Source organism: Corynebacterium sp. sy017 (assembly GCF_017918135.1).
Taxonomy (GTDB): domain Bacteria; phylum Actinomycetota; class Actinomycetes; order Mycobacteriales; family Mycobacteriaceae; genus Corynebacterium.
On the sequence record NZ_RZUE01000002.1, the window covers coordinates 329,704 to 354,538 of the forward strand.

General features: G+C 48.6%; 24 protein-coding genes and 1 tRNA gene. 11 read left to right on the forward strand and 14 right to left on the reverse strand.

The window, feature by feature from the left end:
• Positions 1-48: 48 nt before the first annotated feature.
• Together EML15_RS04960 and EML15_RS04965 are read right to left on the reverse strand one after the other, a co-directional pair.
• Positions 49-1,326, reverse strand: coding sequence for an ATP-binding protein (locus EML15_RS04960; RefSeq protein ID WP_144273746.1), 1,278 nt, complete (start codon positions 1,324-1,326; stop codon positions 49-51).
• A gap of 100 nt (positions 1,327-1,426) precedes the next feature.
• On the reverse strand, positions 1,427-2,956 hold the full coding sequence (locus EML15_RS04965; RefSeq protein WP_144273747.1) for an alanine/glycine:cation symporter family protein: 1,530 nt from the start codon (positions 2,954-2,956) through the stop codon (positions 1,427-1,429).
• 172 nt (positions 2,957-3,128) lie between these two features.
• On the opposite strand from EML15_RS04965, the gene EML15_RS04970 reads away from it, so the two are divergent.
• Genes EML15_RS04970 through EML15_RS04980 form a run of 3 tightly spaced genes read left to right on the forward strand, consistent with a single transcriptional unit; the run spans position 3,129 to position 5,035 of the window.
• Positions 3,129-3,827, forward strand: coding sequence for a type 1 glutamine amidotransferase (locus EML15_RS04970; RefSeq protein ID WP_144273748.1), 699 nt, complete (start codon positions 3,129-3,131; stop codon positions 3,825-3,827).
• Positions 3,824-4,792: an MFS transporter gene (locus EML15_RS04975; RefSeq protein ID WP_144273749.1), complete on the forward strand. Its 969-nt coding sequence runs from the start codon at positions 3,824-3,826 to the stop codon at positions 4,790-4,792. The genes EML15_RS04970 and EML15_RS04975 overlap by 4 nt, the downstream gene beginning before the upstream one ends.
• A 21-nt stretch (positions 4,793-4,813) precedes the next feature.
• Positions 4,814-5,035 carry a hypothetical protein gene (locus tag EML15_RS04980; RefSeq protein ID WP_144273750.1) on the forward strand — a complete coding sequence of 74 codons (222 nt, stop codon included), beginning with the start codon at positions 4,814-4,816 and terminating at the stop codon, positions 5,033-5,035.
• Positions 5,036-5,050: 15 nt separating this feature from the next.
• Here EML15_RS04980 and EML15_RS04985 read toward each other — a convergent pair whose 3' ends face one another.
• The 7 genes from EML15_RS04985 to EML15_RS05015 form a co-directional block, all read right to left on the reverse strand.
• Positions 5,051-5,905, reverse strand: coding sequence for a metallophosphoesterase (locus EML15_RS04985; RefSeq protein ID WP_144273751.1), 855 nt, complete (start codon positions 5,903-5,905; stop codon positions 5,051-5,053).
• 8 nt (positions 5,906-5,913) lie between these two features.
• Complete coding sequence (locus tag EML15_RS04990) at positions 5,914-6,954, reverse strand: LacI family DNA-binding transcriptional regulator (protein WP_144273752.1); 1,041 nt, start codon at positions 6,952-6,954, stop codon at positions 5,914-5,916.
• Positions 6,951-8,642 (reverse strand): iron ABC transporter permease, encoded by a 1,692-nt coding sequence (locus EML15_RS04995; protein ID WP_144273753.1) that lies wholly within the window; start codon positions 8,640-8,642, stop codon positions 6,951-6,953. Before EML15_RS04995 ends, EML15_RS04990 begins: the two co-directional genes overlap by 4 nt.
• Complete coding sequence (locus tag EML15_RS05000) at positions 8,643-9,692, reverse strand: ABC transporter ATP-binding protein (RefSeq protein ID WP_144273754.1); 1,050 nt, start codon at positions 9,690-9,692, stop codon at positions 8,643-8,645. It abuts the gene before it with no gap.
• A gap of 72 nt (positions 9,693-9,764) precedes the next feature.
• On the reverse strand, positions 9,765-10,823 hold the full coding sequence (locus EML15_RS05005) for an extracellular solute-binding protein (RefSeq protein ID WP_210471995.1): 1,059 nt from the start codon (positions 10,821-10,823) through the stop codon (positions 9,765-9,767).
• 249 nt (positions 10,824-11,072) lie between these two features.
• Entirely contained in the window at positions 11,073-11,507 is a 435-nt protein-coding gene (locus EML15_RS05010) for a DoxX family protein (protein ID WP_144273756.1), read from the reverse strand.
• An 88-nt stretch (positions 11,508-11,595) separates the two neighbouring features.
• On the reverse strand, positions 11,596-12,618 hold the full coding sequence (locus EML15_RS05015; protein ID WP_144273757.1) for a prephenate dehydrogenase: 1,023 nt from the start codon (positions 12,616-12,618) through the stop codon (positions 11,596-11,598).
• 37 nt (positions 12,619-12,655) lie between these two features.
• Between EML15_RS05015 and EML15_RS05020 the strand changes: the two genes are divergently transcribed.
• From EML15_RS05020 to EML15_RS05030, 3 genes are all read left to right on the forward strand, one after another.
• Complete coding sequence (locus tag EML15_RS05020; protein ID WP_144273758.1) at positions 12,656-13,132, forward strand: tRNA adenosine deaminase-associated protein; 477 nt, start codon at positions 12,656-12,658, stop codon at positions 13,130-13,132.
• A 5-nt stretch (positions 13,133-13,137) separates the two neighbouring features.
• Positions 13,138-13,614, forward strand: a complete 477-nt coding sequence (locus EML15_RS05025) for a nucleoside deaminase (RefSeq protein WP_144273759.1) — start codon at positions 13,138-13,140, stop codon at positions 13,612-13,614.
• Positions 13,615-13,846: 232 nt separating this feature from the next.
• Complete coding sequence (locus tag EML15_RS05030; protein ID WP_144273760.1) at positions 13,847-14,047, forward strand: CsbD family protein; 201 nt, start codon at positions 13,847-13,849, stop codon at positions 14,045-14,047.
• A gap of 229 nt (positions 14,048-14,276) precedes the next feature.
• Here EML15_RS05030 and EML15_RS05035 read toward each other — a convergent pair.
• From EML15_RS05035 to EML15_RS05050, 4 genes are all read right to left on the reverse strand, one after another.
• Positions 14,277-14,367, reverse strand: a tRNA-Ser gene (locus EML15_RS05035).
• 146 nt (positions 14,368-14,513) lie between these two features.
• A complete protein-coding gene (locus EML15_RS05040) occupies positions 14,514-14,960 on the reverse strand; it encodes an MmpS family transport accessory protein (RefSeq protein WP_144273761.1) in 447 nt (148 codons plus the stop codon).
• Positions 14,961-15,403: 443 nt separating this feature from the next.
• Positions 15,404-16,930, reverse strand: coding sequence for a hypothetical protein (locus EML15_RS05045; protein ID WP_144273762.1), 1,527 nt, complete (start codon positions 16,928-16,930; stop codon positions 15,404-15,406).
• Positions 16,923-17,657 (reverse strand): ATP-binding cassette domain-containing protein, encoded by a 735-nt coding sequence (locus tag EML15_RS05050; protein WP_144273763.1) that lies wholly within the window; start codon positions 17,655-17,657, stop codon positions 16,923-16,925. Before EML15_RS05050 ends, EML15_RS05045 begins: the two co-directional genes overlap by 8 nt.
• Positions 17,658-17,757: 100 nt before the next feature.
• Between EML15_RS05050 and EML15_RS10140 the strand changes: the two genes are divergently transcribed.
• The 4 genes from EML15_RS10140 (at position 17,758) to EML15_RS05070 (ending at position 21,886) form a co-directional block, all read left to right on the forward strand.
• A complete protein-coding gene (locus tag EML15_RS10140) occupies positions 17,758-18,942 on the forward strand; it encodes an ABC transporter substrate-binding protein (RefSeq protein ID WP_185967179.1) in 1,185 nt (394 codons plus the stop codon).
• Positions 18,943-19,068: 126 nt separating this feature from the next.
• Complete coding sequence (locus tag EML15_RS05060) at positions 19,069-20,118, forward strand: iron ABC transporter permease (protein ID WP_144273765.1); 1,050 nt, start codon at positions 19,069-19,071, stop codon at positions 20,116-20,118.
• The gene (locus EML15_RS05065) at positions 20,115-21,020 is read left to right on the forward strand and encodes an ABC transporter ATP-binding protein (RefSeq protein ID WP_185967180.1); all 906 of its coding nucleotides are present in this window, start codon (positions 20,115-20,117) and stop codon (positions 21,018-21,020) included. Before EML15_RS05060 ends, EML15_RS05065 begins: the two co-directional genes overlap by 4 nt.
• Before the next feature lie 101 nt (positions 21,021-21,121).
• Positions 21,122-21,886, forward strand: coding sequence for an Eco47II family restriction endonuclease (locus EML15_RS05070; protein WP_144273767.1), 765 nt, complete (start codon positions 21,122-21,124; stop codon positions 21,884-21,886).
• On the opposite strand, the gene dcm is transcribed toward EML15_RS05070, so the two are convergent.
• Positions 21,834-23,153 (reverse strand): DNA (cytosine-5-)-methyltransferase, encoded by a 1,320-nt coding sequence (gene dcm / locus EML15_RS05075; protein ID WP_144273768.1) that lies wholly within the window; start codon positions 23,151-23,153, stop codon positions 21,834-21,836. The genes EML15_RS05070 and dcm overlap by 53 nt on opposite strands.
• 303 nt (positions 23,154-23,456) lie before the next feature.
• On the opposite strand from dcm, the gene tgt reads away from it, so the two are divergent.
• A complete protein-coding gene (gene tgt, locus EML15_RS05080; RefSeq protein ID WP_144273769.1) occupies positions 23,457-24,830 on the forward strand; it encodes a tRNA guanosine(34) transglycosylase Tgt in 1,374 nt (457 codons plus the stop codon).
• The last annotated feature ends 5 nt before the right edge of the window (positions 24,831-24,835 follow it).

Sequence of the window (24,835 nt, forward strand, 5' to 3'; positions counted from 1 at the left end):
GCTGTGGTGAGTCTATACTTTGTATCTTTAGGAATTATCGTCTACTGCTTACTTTGACTTGAGATGATCATCCACATTTTTCATGATCTCAAAATGTTGGACTCCACCTTGATTGATTAAATCTCGTGTCAAATCAATTACTTCTGGAAGTAGGTTTTGCGGAGGTATTAGAGGGTCTAATTCAATGGTGACGGGTTGGAAACTCATGATTGGTTCTGAGAACTCTTCTGAGATAAGAAAGTGATTACCTTCTTCACGAGTTCGTATATAAATTGGTTGATTCTCAACTCCTACGAGTCCAACCCGAATTCGGTAACCACCATTGGCTTGTCGGTTTTCAGCATAGGCACGAAGTAGAGACACAAAGTCGATGACAGTAGCTTCAATATCCCTAGAAATACAGTGATTGACTAGACCAACGGGATAGCTTGTTTTAGCTTTTTCGTTTTTCATATAGTTGCCTAGTTGATAAGCAGCAAGAACTGTAGCATCGTCCTGAAGTGACTTTCGAGATTGCGCGTCAGCTTGAGCAGCAGTACGAATTTTCCATTGGCGCATTCCTTTGCTAATATCACGGCTTTTCCATTTCGAAAGATAAGAAGAAACATTTTGTCCAAACATAAAAGGAATTGATCGTTGATAATTTAGTTCATGTATATCATCTTGTGTCGGAGCAGAGCGATGCCGGATTGGCACATTCGGAAGAGCAGCAAAAGCAATGAACACTCCTTTTTCTGCATACAGAGATTGGGAAGCTTCTCTGAATTTATCCTGTAATAACTTCTCTTGATTATCGACGTATTGGAATCTTTCACGAAAACCACGTTCAATTTCTCGATCACTCATGAATACAGTATGTGGTCCATTTCGACGTGGCGCAGTGAAAGCGTCATCACCTTTACGTGCAAAATGAGGTGCATCTGGCGAGTCAGGGATATGCATAGCTACTACGCTTTTCTCATCATCAACAGGTACAGGGTGGAACTCTAATCCAAGTACAGGCGGACCAATTTTTGCATATGCAACTCGGAGTATGCGTTGTTGAATATCTGAATTCCATATCACAGGAGAGATCTTCGATGCTGCATTACGCTCACCGTCTTCTTCAACTCCAAACACAATCCACCCACCACCACTATTAGCCATGGCTGCAATATCTTTAGCGGCTTTTTCTTCCCACTTTTTATCCTGAAAACTGTAAAACTCTCGTTTCCAATCAAGATCAGCTACCTCCTCGACATGGTTTTGAGTAGCTTGCTTAAATAATTCAAGAGAGATATCTCCGGCTGTGAATCCTAAAGCTCGATGGATAGGGGTAAATACCATGGAAGTTGCTCCTAATTAATTAGTTTTCACGATTGAGGGATCCTACTTAAAACATAGATTGTAATGCTGCTCCGCGCTCAAAACCGCCTCTTATAACCCCTCACCCCACCCAAAACTCTGCGTTCTTGATCCCTAGTTTCTCGGGGTGGAATTGTGGGTCGAGTCCTTGGGCGCGTTGGCGTCGATAGTCTTTGAGGGCGGTGATAACTACCCTGTGTAGTGCAACAATGATGATGAGGTTGAACCAGGCGAGACTGCCCATGCCGATGTCGCCTAGTAGCCAGGCGGCGCCGGGTGTGCTGGTGGCCCCGATGAACATGGCGGCGATAATCGTGCCTTGGGCTATGCGCCGGGAGAACGATATGCGTCGGGAGAACGGGGCAGCGACCCGAGGAAGCTGAGTGCCATAACCTCGCCGTTTAACCCCACTTCGCAGCAAGAATGACAGGTTTGTTTCGGCAAGGTAGTAGCAGGCAACGGCACTGGTGAATCCGAAGAAACAGATGGCGATGGCGACGAATGCAGGTCCTGTGCCGGCGATGAAGGTGTCGAGCCCGGCTTGGACGTAGTTTGGTCCTGCGGGGGTGTTGTCGCCGAGTGCGCCGTGGTAGAGCAGTGGGGTGTTGCCGGATGCGTCGGTGGAGCTGTATACGTTGAACATATCGGTGGAGATGATGATGAAGGCTGTGGCGGAGCATACGAGTAGCGTGTCGACGTAAACTGATACGGCTTGGACGAAGCCTTGTTTGACGGGGTGGCTGACTTCGGCGGAGCCTGCGAACATGGCGCCGTTTCCTTGTCCGGCTTCGTTGGAATATACGCCGCGTCGGATTCCCCAGGCAAAGGCGGAGCCTGTGATGCCGGCGAAGATTTCTTCTTTGCCGAAGGCGGACTTGAAGATGAGCTCACATACTTCTGGTATGCGTGTGGCGTGGCTGAGCATGATGATGAGTGCGATGATGATGTAGGTGCTTGCCATGAAGGGGACGATGAAACTGGCGAATTGGGCGATGCGTTGTACACCGCCGACGACAATCACTGCCAGTAGTAGTGCGAGGATTAACCCGATCAGGCGGGCGTCGAGGTGCCAGACGGTGGTGACTGCATTGGCGATGCCATTGGCTTGCATGGATGGGAGGAAGAATATGGTGGCTATGGCGTGGATTGCTGCCACGACGAGGGCAAGGATCTTGAGGATGGGTGCGGCTTTGGTGTGGGCGTAGGCTTTTTCGATGTAGAAGGCAGGTCCGCCTCGGTATTGCCCTGTTTCGGGGTCGCGTTCTTTGTAGATTTGTGCGAGGGTGCATTCGATAAAGGATGTGGCGGCGCCAAGGAATCCCATGACCCACATCCAGAATACTGCACCTGGTCCGCCGAAGGCGATGGCGGTGGCGACTCCGGCTATGTTGCCAATCCCGACGCGAGCTGCCATGGATACCATAAGTGTTTGGAATGGGGAGAGTCCGTCTTGTGATGCTTTTTCGCGTCGGATTTGTCGGAAGAAGTCGGGTAAGCCGAGTACCTGTATGAGTCCGGTTCTTAGGGTGAAGAATATCCCGGCGGCAAGGAAGAGCATAACGAGTGGGGTTGACCAGATGGTGTCGTTGATGGTGGTGAGTAGCTCGGCCATGTGGGTTCCTTTTCTTGTGGGGTGTTTGCGCGGCTGTCTGTACTTGTTGGTATGTGTCAGCATTTGCTGCTTTAGTGCTGGTGGGTGTTGTAGTGTTGTGCTTGCTATAGTGTTTACATCATAACTATTTAATGACAGATATCTTAGTCTTGTTTTAGCTTTGGGAGTAAAAATGATCACAGTCATGCAACCGGATCCGAAAGTCACCCTCGATAGATTCCAGACTTGGTTGCAGGAGGCTGGGCAGGAAATACAACTCATTGCGCTCTATGAACAGCCAGTTCCACAATTAGGAGAATGTGGTGAGGCGCTTCTTATCCTTGGTGGCACTATGGATGCTCTCGACGCTCAGCAGTCCCCGTGGTTGCCTGATCTTCATCGCCTGCTGCGCCAGGCTTTGGCTCAGAATGTCCCGGTCATGGGCATTTGTTTAGGGCATCAAATCATTGCTGACTGCTTTGGCGGTGAAGTGGTGGTGAATAGTCACACTCATGCCGAAGAGGGCGTGCGCGAAATTGTTTTGACCTCAGCTGGTCAGGCAGATCCCATTTTGGGTGCCCTCGACGCTAAAGCCCACCTGCCACTCTCGCACCACGATGCGGTAACTGTGTTGCCTGCAGGTGCCACGCTCTTAGCATCTAGTGCTGCTTGCCCGCTGCAAAGTTTCCGACTCGGTTCTATCACTGCAGTGCAATTCCACCCTGAGGCTTCACCACGTACTGCTGGTTATTGGGCATCGCTTTCCGGAGGTGATGAAACCTGGTATCGCGAGGAACAAGAAAAATATGACGCTGATATTCAGCGCAATGGCAAAGCTCTAGCAGCGGCCTTTGCTGCGAGTGTGACTGTAGCGGATAATAAAAATTCATGATTGCGCGCAATGTAAAAATATCGGGAAAGACAATGGTCCTGGCTGTTGCTCTTTTATTGAGTAGCCTGGTGGATGAGATATTCGCTACTGCTGTGCTGCTAAAAATCTCTGCAATAGATGCCCGAATGTCGGTAACTCTATTTCTCGTAGTAACTATCGGCGCTCTCATGGCAGGTCCATTAAGTTCTCGACTCCTTGTTCGCATAGCGCATCGTCGTGCAATTATTTTCGCAGTGTTTCTCTGTGAAGGCAGTGTCATGGCGTTATCAGCTACGCTTTTCGACGCTCCGCATATGCTCATTTTTAGCTCAGGATTAATGGGATTGTTGGGGGCACTCTTGTGGGCTGTCATTATGGTGATCATCGCGGATTCTTTCGAGGGAAAGCATTTTGACCAGGTCAATAGTGTGATAACCACAATGAGAAATCTAGGCTTTGTGACCGGTCCCGCCTGTACTGGGTTCCTATTTCATGTGGGATTTTCCGCAGTGGTGGCATTGGTGGCTGCTATCGCTTTCCTTAGCGCTGCACTATGTGCAATACGCTGGTCGGATATTTTTCCTGGAATGACGGCTAATAAAACTGAAACACAACAGCAGAAGAAGCATATTTTTCTTTCCGGTCTTGTGGAACTACTTGGTGACACACGCCTGAGGAATCGCCTGATAACACCATTGTGCACTGTATTTTTCGGTTCAGTCGTGAATGTGGGAGTAGTGCTTTATGTTCTCAATATGCGTGACATGGGGACAATGGTGTTTGGTGCAATTGGTACCGCAATAAGTACCGGACTGGTACTTGGACCACTTGCGCTTGAATTGTGCTCAATTAGACTACGAACCCAATCAGGTTTGGCTTTAGGTGCGCTACTGACTGCTTTAGGAATCGGCGGTGTCTTTTTGCCCTGGTCGTGGCTCGGATTATGCCTTGGTGGATTATTGCTAGGCATTGGTAATGGGGTGTAGAATGTGTATTTCAATCGCTTCATGAAAATAACCACTACGGAAGATAACCGTGAAATACGCATTCCGGCATATATTTTCCTCATTTATTGTTTCTCATTGGCGTCTTATTTCTTCGGGTATGTTTTCGACGCTGAAAATGTGGTATTCATTATGCACACAGGAAGTATCGTTACTGCCGTCCTGGCTGTTTTCGCTTTCCTGCTCAAGGATATACAGCCTGCACCAAAACCCACAGTAGCGTAATCGGCTTGTAATCAGCTATTGCGTGGCATCACCAGGAACGAATCTGCCTACTGTTTCTCCGCCGGGCTGCTGGACGACGCTATGCATAATGGTGTCGGGATAAACATGAACAAAATGCATTCCTTGTCCTGCATCTCGTCCACGCGTGCCACGCTTTGGCGTGAGTAAATCCTGGGTATAGCAGGTTCCCATAGAAACAGATACCGGAATATCGGCAAAAGTAGCAAAAGTTGAATAGTGGACATGACCAGCTAAAATACTGCGAATATCGCTACCGTAAATCACTTCTTTCAGCCTATGCTGTCCTCGGAGTTCCACTGACCGAGCTTGTGCTTGGATACATGGAATTGGTGGGTGATGCATGGCCAAAATAGTGCCTTCTGGTGCTGTGCTACGAAGTTCAGTGGCTAACCACTCTAGTTGCGCGTCGCTAAGCTCGCCATAGTGCTGACCAGGGACTGAAGTGTCGAGTGCAATAATGCGTAACCCGCCAAGCCAGTGCACACTATCGCAGGGCGCTAGTGGATTGCTGGGTTGTTCGTCGAGAAGCATATGGCGGAAGTTTGTCCGGTCATCATGATTGCCCATAATCCAAATAACGCGCGCGCCCATTCGTTGTGCCACAGGCTCGACCAGCGCACGCAGTGAGGCATAAGCATGCTCCTCGCCATGATCAGTCAAATCGCCAGAGAAAATGAGAGCCTCAGGCGCAATGGCATATTCCGCCACACTCTCCAACAGCTGTGCGAGGTGATCATAATAGCGTGCGACACCATGCAATGTTGTGGTGTGTGGTGCCAGAAAGTGAGTGTCACTGAAATGGACAAGGAAATGTTCTGGCGCTGGGTGTTCTGCAGAGGTAAAAGACATGAAAATCCTTAAGCGTGATTGGTCAGTAGTGGCTGTGCGACGGTATGCCCAGGTATGAGTGTGCCTGGTAGGGTTTCATTGATGATGGTGGCAGGTGGCGCCTGCGCTGAGATCAGGTTAGTAATGTGTTCGATTACTCTCGTGGCAACTCCTGCAACATCAATGCGGTAGGTGGAGATTCCTAACAAGTCAATCCCCGGCATAATACCATCGCAACCGGTTATGGAGAGGTCGTCGGGAATGGCGAAACCGCGTGCCTTGGCCCAACGGATGACCTCGAGTTGGCGGACATCAGAGGGACACATAATTGCAGTAATGGGTGTGTCATTGCGTGGAGTGTCAAGACATTGTGCCAGGTGATTGTGCCCATTATCATCGTGATCGGCGTGGATTTGGGTGACCTGAACATTATGTTCCGCTAAGGTGGTTATCATGCTGCTGGCTCGTACCCACTCAGGATAAGACGCTGTTGGTGCTGTGCATATCACCGCAACATGACGATGTCCGTGGTGTGCAACATGATGCGCTAGGCGAGTACCAGCATCAACTTCATCATAGGAAACTGCGTGTATTTTTCCTGTCGGCTCTGGGCGACCAGCACGAATAATGGGGAGTCGATTATGAAACGGCACCAATTTCTCACTGGGAACACTACCTGTGGCAACAATAAGACCAGCGACTTGCATACCTAATAAATGATTCAGACTAGCAATATGCTGCTGCTCATGGCGATCAATAGAAATAGTCATCGAAACCACATTGATCCCTGCAGCTTGAGCTTGTCGCTGTAGTTCGGTAAAAAGCAGCCCATAGGCAGGATTGGCAGCATCGCGCAGGAGCAAACCGACGGTACGAGATTGATGAGAGGCTAATTCACTAGCAATAACATTAGGAACATAACCCAGGCGCTCGGCAACTTCCAGTACTTTCCGACGATTTTCTGCAGACACTTTTTTCTGCCCCAAAAACACACGCGAAACCGAAGAACGAGATACCCCTGCCTCACGAGCAACATCAGCCATAGTAATGCGATTATGTGGTGGAGTCATCGTGTGTACCTTTCCGAATGTGCACGTCCATACACTACATACATGGTGACAGTAGAAATGATCATGAGCAAGACCGAGTAAACAAGGGTATTGGCATGAGCTTCAGGACCTACGGCACCAGTGGTATTGGCTTGGATGATAAGCCCTAAGGGCTGATAGCGTGGGTGAGCCAAAAAGACTGCCATATCGTAATCATCAAGCAAACTCGTGATATTTAATGCGGTAACAGCTGCAGTCGCTGGAAAGATTGCGGGCAATGTAATACGTCGGAATATATACAACGGATTCGCGCCCAGCAGAGTGGCAGCTTCTTCGCATGAGGAATTGAGTGAGCTGAATGCCGCCTTGAGCAGGCGTAGTGTGAATGGGATTTTCACGATTACATAGGCAATGAGCAATATGATTGGGGTTCCAGTAAGCACCATGCCACCTAATTGTGCAGTGGGGTGATCGTAACTCATAATCAAACCTAATGCGAGCATTGTCGCTGGTAATAGCCAAGGGATATGTAGTGCATACTCCAGTATTTTTGCAAGTGCGGTGTGATATTTGCTCACTATATGCGCAACAAAAAGCATGAGCACGGTAGCGATGAGGGCAGCCAATACGCCATAGCCAACACTGACGACGAAAGGCCGTAGCGCATTGTCGTGAGTAAAGACGCGTATGTAATTTTCTAAACTCAGGGCGCTGAAATTGAGTTTCCCGTCGGCAATGGCTGCTGGTGGCATAAAGGAGAATATGACGATTAGCGCAATGGGAAGGATGTAGAGGAGCCACAGGAAGTAAGCGAGTAGATGAATTAAATTGTTTGCAATGGGATTGTCGATTTTCTGTTTTTGTAGTCGCATGGATACCTTAGAAACAGAGAAATACATTCCCGACTTTTCCAGGTGATTAAACACAACCAGGAGCCCAATGGTGATCAGTCCGAGACTCAATGCTAAAAGTGCAGCCAGTTGTCTAGAGGATTGACTCATGGAAAACGCGAGAACCAGGGGCGTTATCGTCTGAAATTCGCGTCCACCCAGGATTTGCGGCGCGGACAGTGCTCCAAGACCGGTGAGGAAAGTAAGAATAGTGACCGCAAAAAGGGTGGGGGCGAGCGTCGGTAAGACAATGCGACGCAGAATGAGCAAATGCGACGCTCCCATATTCCGAGCCGCCTCAATGGTTTGATTATCTATTTTTCTTAATGCTGCCGAGACAAAGAGGAGGTGATTGGTGGTAGTGGCGAGTGTCATCGTAAAAGCGACAGCCCAGAATCCTTGGAACCAATGCGGATCTAGTCCCGGAATAAAACTGGATAAGAGTTGTGTGGCAATGCCCTTGGCGCCATAAATGAACTTGTATCCAGCAGCGAGCACTACACCGCCATAGATGAATGTCGTGGCGAAACCTAGCCATAATAATTGTGCACCATAGATACGAAAATACCTGGTGACAAGCACAATGAAGATACCTACGAGATTGTTGCTGACTGAAAGGAAGAGCGCAAGCAACACACTATTTATCAAGGATCTAGTAGTGCGTTGTGATTTTATGAGCTTTTCCACCGCGTCGAAAGAAAAATGCCCATCGGGGAAGAATATGGAAAATAGCAGATTAGCTTGCGGCCAGATAAGGAAAGTGAAAATTGCCCATGCCAAGACAAGGGCAATGAGGCACAGACTGAGTTTTTTCTTCATCTATGCCACCTCAGTATCTGTTTCCGCACTGGCGACGGAGTCAAATTGCAAAACATCAGCCGGATTGATGAACACCGTACATTCCTGACCAACCTGAGGATAACTCTGCTGGTCATTAGCATAAATAACGCTGAGTTGGCATTGCGGATCCTCGTGCATACTAACAATGGCGGTAGAGGTTATCCCTTGATAGTGCTGTGCGACGACCCTCCCGCGCAAGGGGAGCGCGTGGTGGAAGGGAACAAATGCGATTTTCTCCCCTCTAATATAGCTGCTTGCTTGGGGGCGAAGTGCTGCTCCTTGGTTATTGAGGGCAGTCAGTATGACCTCTGTTAGGGCAGAAGACGCGCCAACAAAATTGCACACAAACTCGGTGGCTGAGCGTTCATAGATTTCTGTAGGGGTTCCGATCTGTTCTATTTTCCCATGATTAAACACCGCGATACGATCGGACATACTGAGTGCTTCTTCTTGGTCATGCGTGACATAAATAGTGGTAATGCCAAATTCGGCTTGTAGCTTTTTAAGTTCTAAGCGCAATTGTTGCCGTAGCGCTGCGTCGAGATTAGACAAAGGCTCGTCGAGGAGAAGAATCTTTGGGCGCATAACAAGGGCACGCGCAATAGCCACTCGTTGCTGCTGACCACCGGATAGTTCATCGAGATTTTTATCGAGCTCTGTACTGTGCAGTTTCACTTTCTCTGCAATTTCATGTACCCGTTGCGCTATTTCCTTGCGTGGCAGTGAGGCAACTTTTAACCCGAAAGCAATGTTTTCCCGCACACTCATCGACGGAAAGAGTGCATAATTCTGGAAAACCATACCTATATTGCGCTTATTAGGCGCCAGATGCGTAACATCTGTGCCGTCGACGAGTATTTTTCCAGAACGTGGTTCCACAAAACCTGCCAAAGTACGTAGTGTGGTCGATTTACCGCACCCCGATGGACCGAGGAACGTGAAAAATTCACCCTCATTAATGTGTAGGTTGAGATCTTTCACTGCCGTAAAATCCTGAAAAGCGACGTCTATGTTTTGGTAAGTAATCACTGGGGCAATCTTTCCGCTCTGATCTATGCACGTTGATGCTATGCGACGTATGGGGCTGCTGGGTTGCTGCCCTTATAAGTATTCAAGCTCGATTTTTTCGATCCAGGAGTTTATGTTTTCGCGCACAAAATCCCAATCAATATCTTGTTGGGGTAATTCATTGTGAAAATTAACAATGGCTGGGTCAGCTTGCGCAATAGCATCTTTATTGGCAGGCATAGAGTTGAATTGTGCCGACCATGCTATCTGCGTTTGGGCGCTACCAAACCAGTCGATAAACTTTTGTGCTTGTTCTGTGCGGTCACTGCCATTGACAATCCCAATTTGTTCAACGGCATAAGGTACTCCTACCTTTGGTTTTACAATGCCAGTTGTGATTTTGTACTCTTGCTCAAAAGCTGGAATACCCGAAGACCACATTTGCCCCATATCGACCTCCCCGTCTTTCATTCGGGCGTAGAGGTCAGTATCTGGAACAGAAGGGGAGCCATTGGCAAAGAATGATTCAATCTGCTTCCATCCTTTGTCTGATACCCCAAGCTCACCACTATCATCTCTAAAACGTGACAGGATTCCGGCAACTACAAGTGCTGTGGTCGCGCCCCCAAGACCCGACTCAGTTTGGTAGTGACCATGGAATTTTTCTTTTGTGCCTAGATCAGTCCAATCCTGTGGTGCTTCTTCTGGGCTGAGTTTATCGGCATTATAGGCTAACACGATACCTTGTTGAACGAGTGGCCAATATGAATGTTCGCTATCGTTATCGCCAAGTTTTTCATCAACCTTATCTGACCATTGCGGCGTGTAATCAAGCAAAATATCTTCGGATTCGAGCTGCTCAAAGTACATATTGTTAAGACCGAAAACAATATCTGTGACAGGATTTCCTTGCTCGGCAATGAGCTTATTTGTGGTATCGCTGCCTCCCTGACCAACAATCTGGATATCAAATCCAGCTTTTTTGGCTTCTTCGGTGAGCCACTGGGCACGACCATCGGCATTAGAATTGGTATATACCACGAGGGTATTATCGGATGAATGAGCAGTTTCAGTGTCAGATGATTGTGCACAAGCGGTGAGTGAGAACACTAACGTTGCAGCTGAAAACGTGGCGAGAACTTTCTTTTTCACAGTTATCCCTTAAATTCCTTGCATATTCCTTGAGTGATGTTGTGGCTGGTGCGTCATATATCGATACGACACACCAAGGGGGGAGCGCTCTCCCCAAGGTCCATCACTAAGGTTGATGGTCTGTGGTTTCTTGCGGGAAAAGTGATGGAAAATTTTGCGTGAACTTATTGCAGATAGTTTGCAGATAATAAAAACCGCAGTGCAATGCTGCACTGCGGTGGTGAGATGATTAAAAATGTGATTATTGCATTATTGTTCTGCGGTATGTGCTACCTTAGGATCCTTGGACTTTGAGCGTCGGAAGATCTGGTCGATACCGAATGTGCCAGAACCAGCTGCTGCTAGTGCTAGCGCGGCTACACCAATTGCGCCAACAAGCTCCCAGCCGCCATCGGCTGCCATAATGCCATTTTCTAGGTGTACCAGGATGGCTGCGCCGAGCATAACCAGGAATACTAGGACGCCGGCAATTGGGGTAAGGAGTCCGAGGATAAGCAAAATTCCGCCCCCAAGTTCGATGCTAGCTGCAGCTAGTGCGCTCAGATTTGGCATTGGTGCGCCAACTTGGGTGAACATGGCTGTTACCCCATCAAGGTTTTGGAATTTATCCCAGCCGTGGGCAACGAGAATAACACCAAGGATGACACGAGAGATTAAAAGTGCAATATCTTTAATAATTGACATATCAACAAACTAACATTTTTGTGGAAGTAAAGCAACACTCACCTAATACTTGCCGAATGCTCACCGAAATATCCGCGCGGTTTCCAGGTTAAAAAACCTCTATCCGAGCACCTAAATTTTCCGCTTGAATCAATGTACCTACCCACCCCGGAGCCCCTGGATGCACCCGAAACACTGGCCGATGTGATATTTTCGCCGGGCTTACAGAGTCGGTATCCCTGGCACCAGAGCGCGCCTCATAGCGAATCCTAGACCGGTACCCGGCGTCGGCAAGCTCATGGATAGAGGGAGAATCCTTGAGTAGCTGCTGCCTGGTATCTGATAAAAGAGACAGGGCTTCGTCGAGCGCGGTTAAGAGGGCGGAGGCATTAGTTTCGCACATTGCCTGAACCAAAGAGGGCTCCGTGCCAGCAACCCGTGTGCCATCGCGGAAACTACCCGCAGCCAAGGAAAGGGACAACGCGCCGCCATTGTCACCAATAATTGCCAGAGTTTCTGCAAGTAAATGCGGCAAATGTGAAATGCGCGCCACCGCAGCATCATGCTGGGCAACCCGAGCAGGAATCACCTCAGCCCCCACAGCAAGCGCCATTGCCGCAACATCATTCCATAGCGAAATCCACGCCTTGCTAGGTTTGTCCTGCGCATCGACAGCATGGTCAAAAGTAATAACCCATGCCGCACCGCGGAAGAGATCATCAACAGAAGCCGACCAACCGGAGTTGGCTGTTCCTGCCATAGGATGACCACCAACGTATTTATCTTGCATATTATGCTTGCACACGAGGTTATACACCTCAGTTTTCACGCTCACGACGTCGGTAAAGCCACAAGAAGGCGCATAAGTGGCAATATCAGCCAAGAGGGAATCAATCGCCGGCATGGGAGTCGCCAATACGATGAGTGCATTATCTTTTTCGGCACGCTCTAGTGTCTCAATGAGATGAGAACTAGCGTCGAACCCATCTTTGCGCGCAGCCTTTGCGCCTGAGGGGGAACGATTAAAGCCATAAGCTGGGATATTCTGCTGCGTTAAGGATCTGAGCAAGGAGCCACCAATAAGACCTAAACCAATAATGCACACTGGGCGAGAAATAATAAGAGAAGTCACCTGACAAGTGTGACACATTCCCACTATGGTTAGCTGTATGAAGCACGATTTTGCAGTGACAGTTGCACGAGTAGATGCGCAATGGCAGGTACGCACCTTTGCCGATGATTTCCGCAGCATTACTACCGCTATCCAGGCAGTACGCGATTTGCGGGCACAAGAAGCGGCATTTGCTCTGCTCAGCGTTGATGATGATTATTTCGTTATCGTGCGCCCCACACCAAAAGGGGTGCGGCTTTTGCTTTCCGACGCCACCGCAGCGATCGACGACGACTACGCAGCAGCCATACTCGAGGAGTTAGCCGTCGAGATGCCCGACATTGATTCGGCAGAACGCGACACAATGGAACCGTGGGCAGAAGGCGACTTCGCAATCCTTGCTGACCTCGGTTTAAGCGAGCAAGTCATGAATGTGATCTGCGACGAAACTGACTGGTGGGCAAGCGAACAGCTCCAAAGAATCGCCGAAGAATTAGGTTTTGAGGAAGAGTTCAACAAAGTAGTGGGACTCTAGTGAGAATGGCAAAGCAGGAAGGATGCGTGCGCGCCGAGGAATATATGCGCAAAGCCTTAGCACTGGCACGCACCACCAACCCACGTGATGTCCCCGTCGGAGCACATATTTACGCTCCCGACGGCACTCTCATAGGACAAGGGGTCAATAGGCGCGAGATTGACTCCGACCCACTTGCTCACGCAGAAATGCTGGCTATCCGACAAGCCGTTGTAGCTCATAATGATGGTTGGCGTTTGAGTGACTGCACCTTAGTGGTGACCCTAGAGCCATGCACAATGTGTGCCGGCGCATTAGTCGGGGCAAGGATTGGTAGCATTATTTTTGGTGCTTATGAACCTAAAACGGGAGCCGTTGGATCTGTGTTCGACGTGGTGCGTGATAGGAAAGTGCTGCACCATACTCATGTGCGTGGCGGTGTGCTAGAACAGGAATGCCAAGAGCTGCTACAGGAATTTTTCCGTGATAAGCGTGAAGTATAGTGGTGGAAATTGGCGTGGGGCATGGCTGTTTGAGGGATGAGAACGGGGCATAGCTGCGGGAACTGGCGTGGGGCATAAGGGGTATAAAGGTGGGAGAGTTTCGTCTTTGTTTCATGTTGGTTGCGATTTGGTTGCAATCTGGGGAATTCCTGGATTATCGCGGTATTGATGCGCAAAAGTGGCTACACTCGGGAGAGTACGGTATATCAACTAATTCTTTTAGGAGAACATTATGAGTGATTTCGAGAACAAAGTAGAGGATACTCTCGGTAAGGCAAAAGAAGGTCTTGGCGACGTTACTGGTAACGATGATCTTGCTAACGAAGGCAAGGCGGACCAGGTTAAGGCTGACGCTAAAGAAGCACTATCTAACGCCGGTGAAGCTGTAAAAGATGCAGCGAACAAGGTTCTTGGTGCTTTTAAGAAAGACTAATTTTTAGCCTTCGAGATACAACCTATGAATATGCCTCGCATTATGCGGGGCATATTCTTTTTCTTTTTGGTGGTGAAGGTTTTTGGTGGTGAGGGGTGGTTTGGGTAGGTTCTAGTGGTGGGTTTGATATCTTAATCTCACGTAACAGTAGCGTATTTTCAGTGATTGCTGGAAATCTACTTTCTAAAGTGTATAAATCCCTCTGTTAGTAAATAACTAGAGGGATTTTTGGCGGTAACGGCGGGATTTGAACCCGCGGTTGGGGGTTACCCAACACTCGCTTTCGAGGCGAGCACCTTCGGCCGCTCGGACACGCTACCGCAGAACAGCCTAGCCAAAACTATGCTCAAGCACCAAATCCTCTCTTCGTACTCAAAATCTTTTTATCTTCCTTTTCATCTTTTTCCTGACAACTTCAGTATTGATTAAAAGTTAAGAATCAAGATCAGTATAGTGGTGTGATTAACTACATCTTTTCTGTGTCAGAAGTGCAGGTCACTACAGCGTAGTCACCAGTAGAGGTATTTTCGGATATTACCTCACCGTTCCATAGAATTTTGCAGGTAACAGAGCCAGAACCTTGCAACTGTCCCATAACGTTTGTTCCTATGGCTTTCCATTTATTCTCAAATTCGAGATCCTTTGTCCAGCCTGATTCTACGCCTTGTTCTTGGCTTACATTCGCTCCTTCTACAATGTAATTTGCATTAATCGGTGCACCGTCAGATTCAAGTACATAGGTGAGGGTATTGCTTTCAGGCGTTGCTTCGATTTTTTCTTCTGCTTGATCTGGTTTTTGTTCTTGGGCTATGGTGGTTTCTTTATTGTCATCGCCACCGATTGCTGCACCAATTCCTGCCAATACAACTAGACCGCCTATTACGCCTGCAATAATTTTTCCTTTTTTAGTCATATTCTTTCCTTTCCGGTGAAGTGTACGGTGCCTGCAATTATGTATTATTTATGCTGCTTACGCTTTATTTTTTAATGTTTTCTCAGGTTATGGGGGGGGGGCTGGTTTTTATTTTGCCTGTATCATGGGGGTGGTTTTGAGTCTTACATGGTTTTGGCGAACCTTGAGTTAAGCTGTACTCACTTTGAGCTCTGTGACTATGAGAAGAGCTATTTTGTGTAGATATTGTTGAACAGGCAGTCGTGTTATTTTATTGACGGTGTGGGATCTATAGTCACTGTGGATGCCAACTTTTGTGGATTTGTTTTCTTTTAATAAGGTCTTGTTTTTTCATGTAAGAAACATGCAACATGAATATATATTCGGTAATAGTTAAAGAATCTCAAAATGGATTACGGCTTAGCTGGCAACTTTAGAGAAGCGCCGTAACGTACTATTTTGTGCTATTTCCGCAGCTTAAATACCGCTTTCCCTAGGCAATACTGCGCAGTAAAACCCAAGCCCACACCGAGTAGCACTGCAGTAGGAATAGCTCTTATCAGCCGTGCAGAGGTATCCGCAATCTCAACCCACGCTGGCATGGCTGCCATCCACAGAGCAGAGTGTGCCAAGACATCCCCACCAAGCGTGAGAGACACTATGGCTAACACCACCGTCAGTACCAACGCCGCAGCATATGACACAAACACCGCAATGAGCAGAGAAGCAACGCAGATGATGAAGCCAACAATGCTGGATAGTAGCCAACGCCGACATTCATCACCATGCGTTCCACCAGCGCATACACCAGCCAGTGATGCCACAGTGCTCATCACACCAATACATAGTCCAAGCCACATGAGCAGCGCGCTCGCACACCGCGGGTTCTCCATATACATCAACGCCCAGGCTTTCGATAAGGACTGCCACGCTAACACCGGTAACACGCCGCAACCAATTGGCAGCAGCGCAAAAGTCCATAAGCCATGAACATAACTAGCGGGATAAACCACAGCAACAGTAGCCAGCAGCAGGATGCTTAACCCCAGGCAAGAGGCTATGGCTGGTGTGAATAACGCCCTGTTCAGTGCGATAACAGCTGCATGGAAATGGGCTGGGCGTCGGCGATTAAAAGATACGGGACGATACACACCAGCAGGAACTGTCGCACTCTCATCTATCGGAGAAAGAGCAGGTGGTGTGCCGTGTTTCGTGCGTCGGGCTGCTCGCCCGGGAGATTTCTCCGGCGTGATAATCGCCATAATGACCCCCAGAACAGCCAATACTATACACAGAGATACAGCAACCCAGGGGCTTTCCACCGTAAGCGGATCGTCAGGGCTTAGAGCCATGCCATTGTAATGCACACCCAAAATCGGCAAGACTGCGCGCACAGACCACGCCATAGGCGAAAACACCCAACCATTGCCAAGTTGCTCAGCAGTGACAGTGCCAATAATCTGCCACGCAATAAACACCACCACAGTCATAACCAGATGGGTACGCCGCGTCACCGCCGACGCCACACCAAGCACCCCAAGCGATGCCAGAAAAGCCACACACCCAAGGAACGCAATCCGCTCTGCATGAGCACGCTGGGCAAAAACACAAATAAGGTAGCTGCCACCAAAATTAAAAACATGAAATGCGAATACGCTACTTGCCACCACGCAGAACCGGGCGCAACGCTGTGCAGGCTGGCTGATAGGCAACCACGCAGTGCCGCCCTGGCGTGCGTGTGCCTCCCGTTGCTCTGCACTCAAGGCAAAAATCGCCATGAGTGGGGCTGCTATGCCGGTGAGGTACATTGTTTGCCACATCAGCACGCCAGTGGCATCGGTAGTGGGGGCAGTATAACCAGAAAGAAAATAGGTCAGCGTAATCAACGGGAAAGCGGCACATGGTAGCCACATCACAGCGCTGCCACGGGCGCGTAAAAACTCAGCCTGGAGATAGCGAGGTTTGTGTGGTGCCGGAAATGATTTAGACATTCTGACCTCCGGAGCTGGTCAAACGGAAAAACTCTGCCTCAAGATCACGAAGATTGCCCTCAGGAACCAAACCATGCAGTGTTCCGGAATACATGACCTTGCCGTCGGCAAGCACTGTGACATCATCGGCTAGGTGTGCCACTTCACCTAACTGATGCGAACTAACCAGCACAGTGCCACCGCTAGCCGCCCATGCGCGCAACAATTCCCGAAGCTGCGCAATTGCCTGCGGATCAAGACCATTTTGTGGCTCATCCAAAATCAAAATTTCCGGGTCGCCAAGAATCGCCTGGGCTAAAGCCAAACGTGCTTTCATGCCAGTGGAAAAGGCCGCTGCTTTCTTCTTCCCAACTGACCCCAAGCCAACTGTTTCTAAAGCTCGGTCTGCTTCGCTGGGGTCTAAGCCCAGAAGGCTTGTGTGCACGCGTAGATTATTCCGCGCAGACAAATGACCATAAAACGCAGGACCGTTGATAGAGGCGCCAATGGTGCGCAGCTTTTCTCTGCTTAACTCCTCACCATGAATAGTGACACTGCCGGAATCTGCAGGTAGTAGGCCTAACAGAATGGATAGCAATGTAGATTTTCCGGCACCATTGCGGCCAAGCAAGGCGTGGACGCGACCGGGGGTGATGTGGAAGTTTATGTCTTTCAGAACAGGGTTTTTACTGAATTGCTTAGAAATATGGGTGAATGTGATTGCGGGGGTAGGAATAGGAGAACTCATATGGGGTATTTTTGTCGGTGAGCTGGGAAAAGTACTCGGACGAAAGTAGGATTTTAGTGAGAAGATTCTCATACCAGGGTATGAGCGTATGGAGTGGATAGTGGCAAACGGAAAGCTAGGGGGAGTTTTTGCTATGGGTAGCGTCGATAGCTATCGGGGGGATGATGGTGACAAGTGGAGTGGATGGCAGATTATGATAAACGCTATGAATAAAGCACTGAAGCGTTCTGCATACGCTGCTGTTATATCTGCATCCTTGCTGTTGGCAGGCTGTGGAGCTGAGGATAAAAATGATAAGAATTCTGCATCCGAAGCTGGTGTAGTAAAGGTTAATAACTGTGGTTATGGCATGGAGTTTCCACAGGCTCCAGAGAAAGTACTCATTATGAATGGTGCTTCCGTGGGGGAAGCGGAAAGCATGATTAGTTTGGGGTTGGGGGACAAAATTATTGCTAATGCCCAGGGATGGAGCGTTTCAGATATTTCGGGGATGGCGGAAAAAGTAGCTGCGTTGCCGAAGGATAATCTGGAGATGAATGCGGCATTTGATATTCCTGCGGAGCAGGTGCTTAGCCGTAAACCAGATTTGGTGCTATCTACGTATTCTGGTGGCTTTAATGAACGTCAAGGTTTTGCTTCCCGTGAGACTTTGCAGCAAGTGGGTATAAAAAGCCTCGTTACTCCAGCTAACTGTGCTCTAGGGAAAACGGAAAATGTGACAGACCAGGAACAGGAGCAATATCTTAAGGCTGGCGTGGAAGATTCTGCCCAATATCTAAAACTGTTGGGAAAGATTTTCCGGGTGGAAGATAGGGCAGAAGAGCTGGTGACCCAGATGAATCAACGTATTGCTGCGGTGGAGGAAAAATTAGCGGCTACGTCCAGCAGCACTAGCCCAAAGAAAATGTTGATTGTTTTCCCAGAAATGGCGGCCATGAATGCCCAGGGATTACCTGCGGTGATGAGTGGTGGAATCTACGATAATGTGATTGAAAAAGCTGGTGGTAGCCCAACATTCGCGGGAAATCCTGACATCACCATGACACTTAGCCCAGAGCAATTAGCCGCAGCAGATGTAGATGTGTTGATTATTGGCACCACGGGGGCTCAGGGAACAACGGCGGAGGAAGAAGCCCAGAAACTATTTGAGGCATATCCACAGTGGAAAGCCTCCCGCACACATACTTTTGTGGGTGCTTCCGACGGCTTGTATTTGGGGCCTGCTCATGCTGATGCAATAGAAAAAATTGCCAAGGTTGCTTACCCAGAGGCTTTCTCTGGATAAGCACTGGAATAAGTGCTGAATCATTGAGCTGTACGGCTTGATGAGGAGGCGCATGGCTTAATTACAGGGCTTTGAGCACACAGCTTATGACCGAGGTTATGGTGGAAAGAAAAACTAGGGGCACTTGTGCATAAACGTGTTTTCCAAAGAGTGCCTTTTGCTTTGTTATGCGCGATAATCCTGTGCATCCTGCTGGTTTTTATGCTGGTTGGTGTGCTGTGGGGTTCTGTTGGACTGAGTGTAGATCAGGTAGTTCAAGCTCTAAGCCATCGTCTGTTGGGGCGCAGCGGAATACCTGAGGATCCTTTGGCCTATACCATCGTGTGGCAGCTGCGCTTGCCACGTGTGCTGGCTGCAGCACTGGTTGGGGCCGGTTTAGCAGTATCTGGCGCGGTTTTGCAGGCGATGGTGCGCAACCCCTTGGCAGACCCCTACACATTGGGTGTGTCTCACAGTGCTGCTCTTGCAGCGGTACTTACGATGACCTCCAGCAGTGCAGTGTGGTTACGTAATCTTGGTATGCCGCTGGCTGCTCTGTTAGGTGCGGGAGTTAGTTTATGCCTAGTTTTATATCTGGCGCAGCAGCATGGGAAATTCACCAGTGCCCGCATTGTTTTAGCCGGTGTAGGGGTGGGGCAGATTGCTCTGGCTGGAACCACGCTTGTTCAATTAACCGCGCAGCCGGGTGAAATTCATGGCATTTTATTTTGGCTACTCGGTAGCGTGGCGGGAGTACAAAAATTAAGCGCATTAACATTGCCTACGCTGTGCATGGGATTGTGCATTGCATATCTCTTTACCCAGGCAAAGAAAATCAATGTGTTGTCCATGGGTGATGAAGACGCTCATGCTTTAGGTATTAACATCCATGTTCTGCGAGTACAGCTGATTATTGTGGTGGCAATTCTCACGGGCATGGCAGTAACACTAGCTGGCTGTGTGGGGTTCATTGGGCTGATCGTGCCACATTGCGTGCGTTTTATTGTTGGTTCTGATTACCGCAAAGTTCTTCCACTATCCCTGCTGATAGGAGCGATAGTTTTAGTTCTTATTGATGTTGTGGCTCGTCTGATTGATATTCCAAATGAATACCCACTGACCATTTTCAGCGCAGCGCTGGGCGGACCATTTTTCCTATGGCTACTGAAAAGAAGCAACGCAGGAGGAAATGTATGAGTGGGGAACAGGCTAACCACGCCGCACAGATGCGCGTCGATAAACTTACAATTACAGTCAATGACCACCGCATTATCGACAACATCAGTGCCTGCCTGAAACCTGGGAAAATTACCGCCATTATTGGCCCGAATGGGTGCGGTAAAACCACTTTTCTACGGGCGTTGTATCGCAGCCTGAAACCCACTACAGGGGCGGTGTATAGCGGTGATGTGAATATTTGGGATATCACTGCTGCGGAATCCGCGGCACAGCGCGCTGTTGTGACTCAATATCACGGTGAAGGGGTTGGTTTTAATGGTTATGAGATTGTGGAAATGGGGCGGTATTTCGCGCGAACAACAAACGTGAAAACCAATCTGAAAACCGCTCGGAGAGTACAGTATTCATGCGAAGAAAACGAGGTCACACATGGCGAGCGTGGGAAAGTAGATAAACATGCGCGCTCGCGGCGAGATGCCGCAATTATCCGCCAGGCACTGCTGGACGTGGCGGGAACAGAAGAAAAAGCCCAGGAATTAGCACAGAAATCTTTTGCTGATATGTCCGGTGGGGAACAACAACGGGTACTTATTGCTCGTGCTCTGGCCCAACGGGCACCGGTCATCATTCTGGATGAGCCTACAAACCATCTGGATATTCATGCGGAATTATCCATCATGGCGCTTATTCGCCGGCATCAATGCACAACAATTCTTGTGGTGCATGACATTAACCATGCACTTGCTTATGCCGATGATGTTATGGTGCTAAACCAAGGGAAAATCTACGCTAGTGGGGAACCGCACGCGGTGCTCACACCGGAGCTGATCCGTGAAGTATTTGGGGTATCCGTCTGTTTCACCACAGATCCGCATACTGGAAAGCCCTTCGCCATCCTGGGTTTGCCCAGAGATTACTGAGCTTTGCTGAGTTGGTTACTGAGGTAAAAGGAGCTGAACATTGTGAATGTTATCGTGTTGTTGTAGGGAGATCGAAGACAAAAACGCATAGAATAGGTTTTATGAGTCCTGCGTATCACTGCCAGTGGATTGAACACGAAACACTGATTTCTATTGCACACAACCGTTTCGGAAAAGCTATTCGTGAGTATCAAGCAGGAAAATTTCAAGGCAATAATGCTGAACCGACGCTTATCCTTGGCCAGGGCTTGCTCATGGACATGGAAATTGAGGAATTGCGGAAAGCTAATGCTGCGGTCGCTCTGACTAAAACTCTGCAAAACGCCATTGGTTTATTTCATCAAGATGTTCTAGGTAGCGCACCGGGTTGGTCGAGCACTGGTTCATCTGGCGGTGGCTTTGACATTCGATCTGAGCATAAAATTTCTCTTGCTGGTGATAGGAAAGTATTAGCTGAGGTGAAGATGCGTCATAACACTATTAAAGGTAGCGAAAAACCTGGGGTGTTTGATCGTCTTAAAAATGCGTACGTTCTGAACGGTAGGAAAGAGTACGTTTCTTATCTGATTGAGATAATTCCCGCGAAAAAGAATGCTTATGACGAACCATGGAAAGTGTCTAATAGAACCATAGATGAACAAGTGCGGCACATTGATGGTGTGTCTGCTTATCATTTGGTGACGGGTGACCCAGAGGGTCTGAGAAATGTTTATCTCGATTTTCCAGAAGTTATGGCTGAAACAATTCACCAGATTCTCAAGGAAAACCGAGACCTGAAAATTACAGATGATGATGTGGATAGTCTTATAGACGCTACACTTCCAGCAGAGTCTGCTTACCTAACTGATCGGCCTGTTGTTCGGTAATTTCTTGTTCAATAGGCTTCTCAGGGGTAGCTATTTCGTATCCCTCGGGAACCGTCCCCTCTAGCATGGCTCGTATGCCCATGCCGATATGAAAAGCCATATTCACAGGCACTGCATTACCAATCTGCTTATATGCTTGGGTCATTCCCCCCTTAAAAACCCATTCGTCAGGGAAAGTTTGTATTCTTGCATACTCTCTTACATTTAGAGGGCGGGTGTGTTCTGGATGGCACCGTTCTGTCTGCTTTTGTGCAGGATTGCATGTCAGCGTGAGGGAGGGCTCGTCCCAAGACAGGCGCCTTGCCATTCCTGTTTTTCCACCTGAATGGAAGTAGCTCGCTTTCATATATTCGCGCTGTACTGCATCGGGTAAATCGCGCCAGTATCCTCCGGGTGGCACTTGCTTCATTACATCGTATTTCCAGTCGGCATAATGAGCGCCTTCGCTTTGAGGAGCATCCCCAATTGCCTCAGCAAGGCTAATTGTGTAGTCCTTTTCTTGTGGAAATAGGATTGGGTAGTCGCAGTCATTGCGTACTGCAATGATGATAAGCCGTTCACGTTTTTGTGGAACATCAAGGTATTGTGCACGTAGGACTTTCCAGGCAACTGTATAACCAATGTCCTGGAGGGTTTTGAGCATTACTTTTAGGGTGCGCCCTTTATCATGGGTCACTAGTCCACGCACATTCTCTCCGACAGCAATCCGGGGTTTACATTCTGATACAGCTCTGGCGAACTCGTGAAATAGAGTTCCGCGAGTATCTGCAAACCCTTTTTTCTGTCCGGCGTAGCTAAAAGCCTGGCAGGGGAATCCACCTTCAAGGAGGTCTACTTTTCCTTTGTAATTATGGAAGGAAACATTGTGTACGTCGTCGTGAAGAATATTCCATTCAGGTTTGTTTTCTTTGAGCGTCGCGACGGCGTGTTTGTCCATTTCATTGACTAACAGGTGCTGGAAACCTGCGTGAGATAGACCTAACGCAGTGCCACCAGCTCCGGCAAAAAGGTCAATAGAACTAAACTCCGATGAGGATGCACGCAGGATTTTGTAATTATTTTCTGTGCTTGATCCATTAATTTTGGACATGAGGCGCTGTACCTCCTGTACCTTAAAAACTCTGTGATTATTGGCGTTGCGTTGCCCTTTAATGAGTCCTTTCTTTTCCCAACGTCGCAGAGTGTCTATGGATACGCTCAGCTGCGAGGATACTTCGGAGATGGAGAGGTAGTGCTCAGTGTCGGGAAGAAGTGTTGTGTTGGTCATGGGTTAGCTTTCTAGGTGTTTTGGGTGGCTATTGGTTCATTATGCTATATATGTGAGAGAAAATTATACCCCTTACCTAGGCAAGGGGTATAAAATGCTGTAGGTGCTAGGAAAAGGGGGGATAGTGTCGAGATTGTTTCGACGAAATTAGTTATATGTGTTTTGATAATCACCCAACCTCCTCACCCCTCAGACCGCGTCCCATCAATGTCGCTAGGCTGGTATCGTTACTATGAATCTAAGAACCGAACATCACAAAATAAGAAAATTAAGAAATACAGAATAGAGAAAAGCGACACTTGCATGACCCCAGAAAATACAGAAAACTCAGAGAACTCAGAGAACATAAAAAACACAGAAACCCCTGAGATTACAAAGCCTGACACTACTTTCACGCTAGAAACAGAGCTTTTCGACGCCCCCGGCAAGCATGGGCGCACTGGAGTTATTCACACTCCGCATGGTGACATTGCCACGCCTGCGTTTATCCCTGTCGGCACTAAAGCTACGGTAAAGACGCTTACTCCTGAGCAGATTCGTCAGACTGGTGCTCAGGCAGTATTGTCCAATGCCTATCACCTCTATTTGCAGCCTGGCCCTGATGTGGTCGATGAGGCAGGTGGGGTGGCTGCGTTTGAGAATTGGCATGGCCCAACTTATACCGACTCTGGCGGGTTCCAAGTGATGAGCTTGGGTGTGGGGTTCAAGAAAGTTTTAGCTATGGATACCGTCGGGCTGCATGAGAGTGAGATTCGGGCTAGGCATAAGGATCGTTATGCTCATGTTGATGAGGATGGTGTGAATTTCCGTTCTGTGATTGATGGTTCTCGGCATCGGTTTACTCCTGAGAAGAGTATGCAGATTCAGCATCAGTTGGGTGCGGATATTATGTTTGCGTTTGATGAGCTGACCACGCTTTTGGATACGCGTTTGTATCAGGAGCAGTCGGTGGAGCGTACTCGTCGGTGGGCTCAGCGTTGTCTTGATGAGCATGATCGTTTGACTCGGCAGCGCGTGGATAAGCCGTTGCAGTCTTTATGGGGCGTGGTGCAGGGGGCACAGTATGAGGATTTGCGTCGACAAGCAGTGCGTGGGTTATTGGAGCTGTCTGATCGTGCTGAGCAGGCGGGACGACGCGGTTTCGGTGGTTTTGGTATCGGTGGTGCCTTGGAGAAAGAGAATTTGGGCACTATCGTGGGTTGGGTTTGTGATGAGCTTCCTAAGGAAAAGCCACGTCATTTGTTGGGTATTTCTGAGCCTGATGACTTATTCACTGCCATTGAGGCAGGTGCGGATACTTTTGACTGTGTGGCTCCCACTCGCCTAGGCAGGCGCGGTGGTGTATATACTCTCGACGGTCGCCTTAACATCACTGCCTCTAGGTTTAAGCGAGACTTTAGTCCGGTGGATGCGGAGTTTGGTGGCTATGTGTCGGAGAATTACACTCGTGCGTATTTGCACCACCTGTTCAAGGCGAAAGAAAACTTGGGGCAGACTCTATGCACATTGCACAATGTGAGCTTTATGATTGCGTTGGTTAATAATATCCGCAATGCAATCAACAATGGCACGTATGCAGAGTATAAGGAGGAGTTCATGGGGCGTTATTATGCTCATGCCAAGCCAAAGACTGGCCCCATGATTACCCCACGTGGCTCAAAGAAGCATCACCACTAAACCAA